Raw genomic sequence first — 5559 nt, forward strand, 5'->3', positions numbered from 1 at the left:
CCCAGTATCCCGTTCGTCTCGAGCGTAGTCGAGAGACCGGTTCGGATGATGCCCAGTGTCTCGACTTCGCTCGACACGAATAACACCAACCCTACACGCCTCAATCATAGCCCTTGTCCACAACGCCCCTTCCACATCCTCGATCAGCTCGCCATCCAGTTCCTGCCGCCCCAGCCTTGTCCCGCCATAATCCGCCTCCATCGCGGTCAGAAACGCAACCGGCAAATGCAGATCATTATCCTGCGTCCTACCCCTGCTGATCACCACTCCTTCCGCGTTCACCAGCGCCCGCACCAGCGCCACGGGTCGCGGCGTCGTGGTCGCGACCAGCTGCGGCCGAAAACCGACGCGCAATCCCATTTTCAGATTGTCCCAGGCTGCTTCCGCCTGCCCGGCATTGTTCATCCACTTGGCGATCTCGTCGCACCAGGCGTGGCTATTCTGGGGGCCTCGCAAGCCTTCCGGCTCGGCCGCTGAATAGAGATGCGCCTGCGCGCCATTTTTCCAGGTCAGCCGCTTCAGCGACGGTTCCCAGACCGGACGCTGGTCGGGCGGCGCGATCGACAGCAGACCGCTTTCGCCCTCGACCATCACCGTGCGGGTTTCGGCATAATTGGCCCCGACCAGCGCAAAACGGGCGCTGCCATCACCTTCGGCAATGCCACGCACCCATTCCGCCCCGGCGCGGGTCTTGCCAAAGCCGCGCCCGGCCATGATCAGCCAGATCGACCAGTCACCGGCGGGCGGTCTTTGTCCGGGTCGCGCCCAGAAATTCCAGCGATAGAAAAATTCCTGCTGCTCTTCCAGGCTCAATGAGGAGAAAAACGCGTTGCGCTCCCGTGCGGTCCATTCGGCAAAAAGCTCCGCCTCGGTAAAATCATTCGTCATTGTCGGACGTCGGTGGCTTTCCCTTCCCTTCGGCGAGCGCCCGACGCCTGAGCAGCTTTATCCGCATATCGCCCAATTTGCGGTCAAGATCGACGCGCACCTGCTCGGGGCTGATGTCCTCCGCTATCGCGCGGGTCAGCGCCACTATCTCTTTGTGCGCCAGCAACAATTTGACGCCAATGCCGTCATTATATTGCGTCACCGTCGCAACCTGCTTCCCTTCATGGAATACGGGTTTCTCGACGCCGTTGCGGGCGCGGTCGAGCAGATCCATTTCGAGCAGTTCATAGCCGGCCGCCAGCGCCCGCATCCACTCCCGGAAAAACTCCGGGTCCCGCTCGCGCCAGTTATAAACGGTCGACACCGCAACACCCGCGGCGGTCGCCGAATTCGTCACGTGCGAACTGGTAGCCAGATTTTTCAGGAACTTCAGCTTGCGCCTGTCGTCATAGATTCCCCTGACTTTTGATTTTGCCATAATATACTCCGTGCCGGATCGACGCGAACCGTCCGGACATAAAAAAGGGCCTTCCGGTCGGAACGGCCCCGCCTGTTCGGCGGGGTCATTCCGAGCTGGTCGGCCCGAATCACAATTTCGCGATGTTCCTGATATGTACCTAAACAGCGTGACAATGTCAAGACGTTTTTACCTATTTGGTAAATTAACCCCGCAAATCAATCGTTGGCAAGACCTTCTCGCTGATATATTCCGCCGCCATATCCGCCAGTTCCCGGCCGAGATGCCAGTCCAGGATCTGCATATTATGAATGATCGGCGGATTCACCAATATGTCCTGCTCGCCGAGCATTTCCTTCGATGCCATCCGGCTCGCCACCACCATCGAACGTGACATGATTTCGACGATCGACGGGAATTCTGCCGTTCGCTTGCGGCGCAGGATGACATCCCGGAGCAGCGCCCAGCGGCCGCGGATATCGTCATAAAGGGCATCGGTGCGCCAGACTTCATTCGGATCGCCAAGCGACACCACGATATTCGGCCCGGCCTTGATCCCGTGCATGACCTTGACCGGCACATTATCCAGCACGCCGCCATCGACCAATATATTGCCGTCACTGTCGATGAACGGCGGCAATATCGTCGGCAGAGATCCCGAGGCTCGGACACATTCCCAGAGAGGCCCGCGCCGGTGAATATGCAGACCGTTGGTCGACAAATTGGTCGAGACACCAAAAAAATTGATCGGCTGATCGGCAATATCCCTGGTGCCGTACCGGGTTCTCAGTTCGCTATCGAACACCGTTGGATCAAGCAAAGAATAGATCGGCAGGGTCAGCCGCCGCATCGCCTTGGCATGGATGAACATCGCCTCCATCTGGTCGAGCGTTTCATCGACCGACATACCCCGCGCGATCGCCCCGCCCATCGCCGCACCAGCGCTGGCGCCGCCGATAAAGTCGATCGGAATCTCGGCCTGCTGCAATGCCTTGATGACGCCAAGATGGGCACAGCCGAGCGCTCCACCGCCAGCGAGCACAACGCCCACCGCCCTACCGGTCAGGAAACGGGCGACCTTGGTAAAATCCGCTTCATTGTCGAGCGCGACATGATGGTGCAGCTTGGGCGCGCGCGGATCGATCCAGTCGCCGCTGTGGCTGATCGTCTTGCCGGCATTCGAACGGAGCAGCAGCAGCGTGCGCTGCGGTTCCGCGATCCAGCGCATCGCCGCTTCTTCCATAGCATTGGGCTCGGCCTCGGTCTTGCCGGGCCGCCCGACCATCGCCAGCGCATCGGCGTTGCGGCAGACCATCTGCCCCCAATCCTCCGATCCGCTGCCGTCGATCAGGACATAGGCACCCTTGGCTTCCTGCTCCGCCAGCCAGGACTGATATTCGTGGGCATCCGCCGCTTCGCTGGTCGCCCGGTCAATCGGTATCACTGGCGTCTCTGCCCGGACCACCGTTTCAAAGGCCGCTGCCATCCGCGCCAGAAACCCGTCCGGCATCTGGCTGGTTCCGGCGGGCAAAAGCGCAATCACCCGCGGGTTTTTCGCTGTCACAGACGAGGTGCGCGCCGTCGCGACCGCCAGCCGTTCCGAGACCAGCTTCAGCATCGCCGCGTATAATTCGGGATGGCGCAGGGCAATATCGTCAAACGCCTGCCGCGAGACTTCCAGCACGCTGGAATCGCGCGTGGCAATGACATCGGCGGTGCGTTTGCCATCGGCGAAGAAGGCTAGTTCTCCGACCGCTTCGCCGGTTTCGATATGGGCGACGATCCGTGTCTTGTTGACCACCACCCGGAACCGGCCGGATTCGACAAAATAGAGCGCGTCGGCGTCATCGCCCTGACGTACCAGCGCTTCACCGCCCGCGACCCGCCGCATGGCAGAGGCAGATTGCAGCGCGCTCAGCGCTTCTGCTGCCACCCCCTGAAAAAGGGCGTGTCGCCCCAGGTCCGGCATTTCTAACGGCTCAGCCACGATATTTCCCCCGTCGGCGCGACCCGACCTGACCTACTATCCTGCGATATCCATCCACAATCAAGCCTTGGCCTTCATGCCAGATGACACATCAACCCGCGGCTCGGTGCCACTTCATTCGCCAGCATCGCAAGATAGGCGGATTGCAGGGCGTCGCGTCCGTCCAGACGCTCCACCTTCAGATAGGCGCTGGCAGCGGCCACAAATGCGGAAAATTGTTTGTCGACCTGGGCGCGGAATGCCACCGGCCCGATGTCCTTGATCAGGATTTCGGCTGCGGTCGGGGCAAAGAAAAGTATCGGTTTCGGCCCTTGCAGATCATCCGCTCCCCCGCGTTCCTCGACATGGGTCGCGCCAACCAGCGAGCTGAATTTCAGCATATCGCCCCAATGCGCGTGGATAGCGCCCAGCAACTGGCCATTGCCGGCAAAATCGACCGACACGGTCGGCCGGCTGGCGTCGGCTGCCGACAGATTGTCATAGGTCAGAACCTCGTCATACAGCCCGGATTTTTCGACAAAAGCCTTGTTCCCCGCCGATGTCAGGCCAATCCGCCGGATCGCCGGACTCAGGCTTTTCACGACCATCGCCAGACCCAGCGAGGTTTTTGACGATGCACTGGTCATCACCAGCGATTCCGCCCCGAACCAGTCGTTCGACCGCATGAAATGCTCGATCAGGAAACTGGTGGTGAACAGGGGCTGGAAGATGGCGCGCTCCGCCTCGAGCGGGCTCTCCTCCCGCCCCAGCCTGTTATATTGATTGTAGATGATCGCCAGTCCCTTGCGATGCTCCGCCCCGTCGATGAAGCCGCCATCCTGCACATTGGCCGGCGTGACCAGCAAATGGCTGGCCATCGGCAAATAGCCATAGACCCGCTCGCCCACCGCAATATCGGCATTTTCCGAGGCCACCACCTTGGCAAAGCCCCAGACCGGTACAATGCCCCATTCGGCATCGCCGGTCGGGAAGAAATTCCAGTAGCCAAAGCCGTCGCCAACCACCGCATAAGTGATATTATTGGCGGTCAGCGCATATTTTTCAATTTCCAGCAAAATCTGGCCGTCTGCCAAAATCGGCGCATCGCTGTCGTGCCATTGCGTTTGCGCGAGATCATCTTTTTTTACCCACAGGCTTTGCATCATTCAGACTCCATCCGATTTTCCGGTTGCCGGCCAGCATAAGGGCTCGCGGCCATTTGGCAAAAGCATTTGCCAAAAACCATGCGCCTGCTAATCCTGCCCGTAAATGTAGAATTTGCGCGTCCGCGCGCCATCGGGGAGAATTTTTGTGAGTGCAGCACCGGTTTCGGGTTTTGAGGCAGCGATTGTGCCGATCACCAATATTTCGGATTTCATCTGGGGTGGCACCTGGGAAGGCACCGAAATACTGCCGATACCGCCGATGGTTGTAATCCTGCTCGGTGCGGGCGTCTATTTCATGATTGGCCTGCGCGGCTATCCTCTGCTCCGCCTGTTTCCTGCGCTTGCCGGCCTGTTCAAAAAATCGTCGGGCGAAGGCAAGGGCGAGATTTCGCCCTTTGCCGCTCTCTCCACGGCGCTCTCCGGCCAGGTTGGCACCGGCAATCTTGCCGGCGTCGCCACCGCCATCACCCTCGGCGGACCCGGCGCGATATTCTGGATGTGGGTGACCGCCCTGTTCGGCATGGCGTTGGCCTTTGCCGAAGGCTCTCTCGCCGTGCGCTTCCGGGAGCAGGCCGAAGACGGCACCTATCGCGGCGGACCGATGTCCTATATCACCATCGGCCTCGGCCCGAAATGGACCTGGCTCGCCATATTATTCTGCCTCGGCACGCTCTTTTCCGCGCTGGTCACCGGCAACGGCATCCAGGCCAACAGCCTCGGCGACAGCGCCAATGAACTGTTTGGCGTCGAGGAATGGATTGGCGGCGCCGTCGCAGCGGTGGCGGTATTCATCGTCATCATCGGCGGCATCAAGTCGATCGGCCGGGTGGCTGAAACCATCGTTCCGTGGATGGCCGGAGCCTATCTGCTGATGGCGGCGATCGCGATCATCATCAATTTCTACGACCTGCCGGAAACCTTCGGTCGCATTTTCGGCGGCGCCTTCAACGCGCAATCGGCCAGCGGCGGCTTTCTCGGCGCAGCAATCATCATCGCCATTCGCGCCGGCGTTGCCCGCGGCCTGTTCTCCAACGAAGCGGGTCAGGGATCAACCCCGATCGCTCACGCGGTCGCGCAAACCA

Annotated in this window: 5 protein-coding genes; 1 reads left to right on the forward strand and 4 read right to left on the reverse strand. The window is 60.4% G+C overall.

The genetic code is table 11. The features are described 5' to 3' along the window. From V7665_RS12860 to V7665_RS12875, 4 genes are all read right to left on the reverse strand, one after another. Positions 1-888: terminase large subunit domain-containing protein (locus V7665_RS12860; RefSeq protein WP_335664935.1), on the reverse strand; the 888-nt coding region annotated here is incomplete at its 3' end. Then, entirely contained in the window at positions 878-1366 is a 489-nt protein-coding gene (locus V7665_RS12865) for a hypothetical protein (protein WP_335664936.1), read from the reverse strand. The genes V7665_RS12865 and V7665_RS12860, both read right to left, overlap by 11 nt. Before the next feature lie 184 nt (positions 1367-1550). Beyond that, positions 1551-3332, reverse strand: coding sequence for a cyclic nucleotide-binding and patatin-like phospholipase domain-containing protein (locus V7665_RS12870; RefSeq protein ID WP_335664937.1), 1782 nt, complete (start codon positions 3330-3332; stop codon positions 1551-1553). A 74-nt stretch (positions 3333-3406) separates the two neighbouring features. Continuing rightward, positions 3407-4477, reverse strand: coding sequence for a DUF2855 family protein (locus V7665_RS12875; protein ID WP_335664938.1), 1071 nt, complete (start codon positions 4475-4477; stop codon positions 3407-3409). A gap of 145 nt (positions 4478-4622) precedes the next feature. Between V7665_RS12875 and V7665_RS12880 the strand changes: the two genes are divergently transcribed. Beyond that, on the forward strand, positions 4623-5559 hold a 937-nt coding region (locus tag V7665_RS12880; RefSeq protein ID WP_335664939.1), incomplete at its 3' end, for an alanine/glycine:cation symporter family protein.

Origin of the sequence: Parasphingorhabdus sp., assembly GCF_036964675.1 — a bacterium.
Classification (GTDB): Bacteria; Pseudomonadota; Alphaproteobacteria; order Sphingomonadales; family Sphingomonadaceae; genus Parasphingorhabdus.

What these genes read in the sequence shown, in the direction of transcription:
- V7665_RS12865 (WP_335664936.1), bottom strand. Translation starts at nt 1,366, where the DNA reads ATGGCAAAATCAAAAGTCAGGGGAATCTATGACGACAGGCGCAAGCTG.
- V7665_RS12875 (WP_335664938.1), bottom strand. Translation starts at nt 4,477, where the DNA reads ATGATGCAAAGCCTGTGGGTAAAAAAAGATGATCTCGCGCAAACGCAA.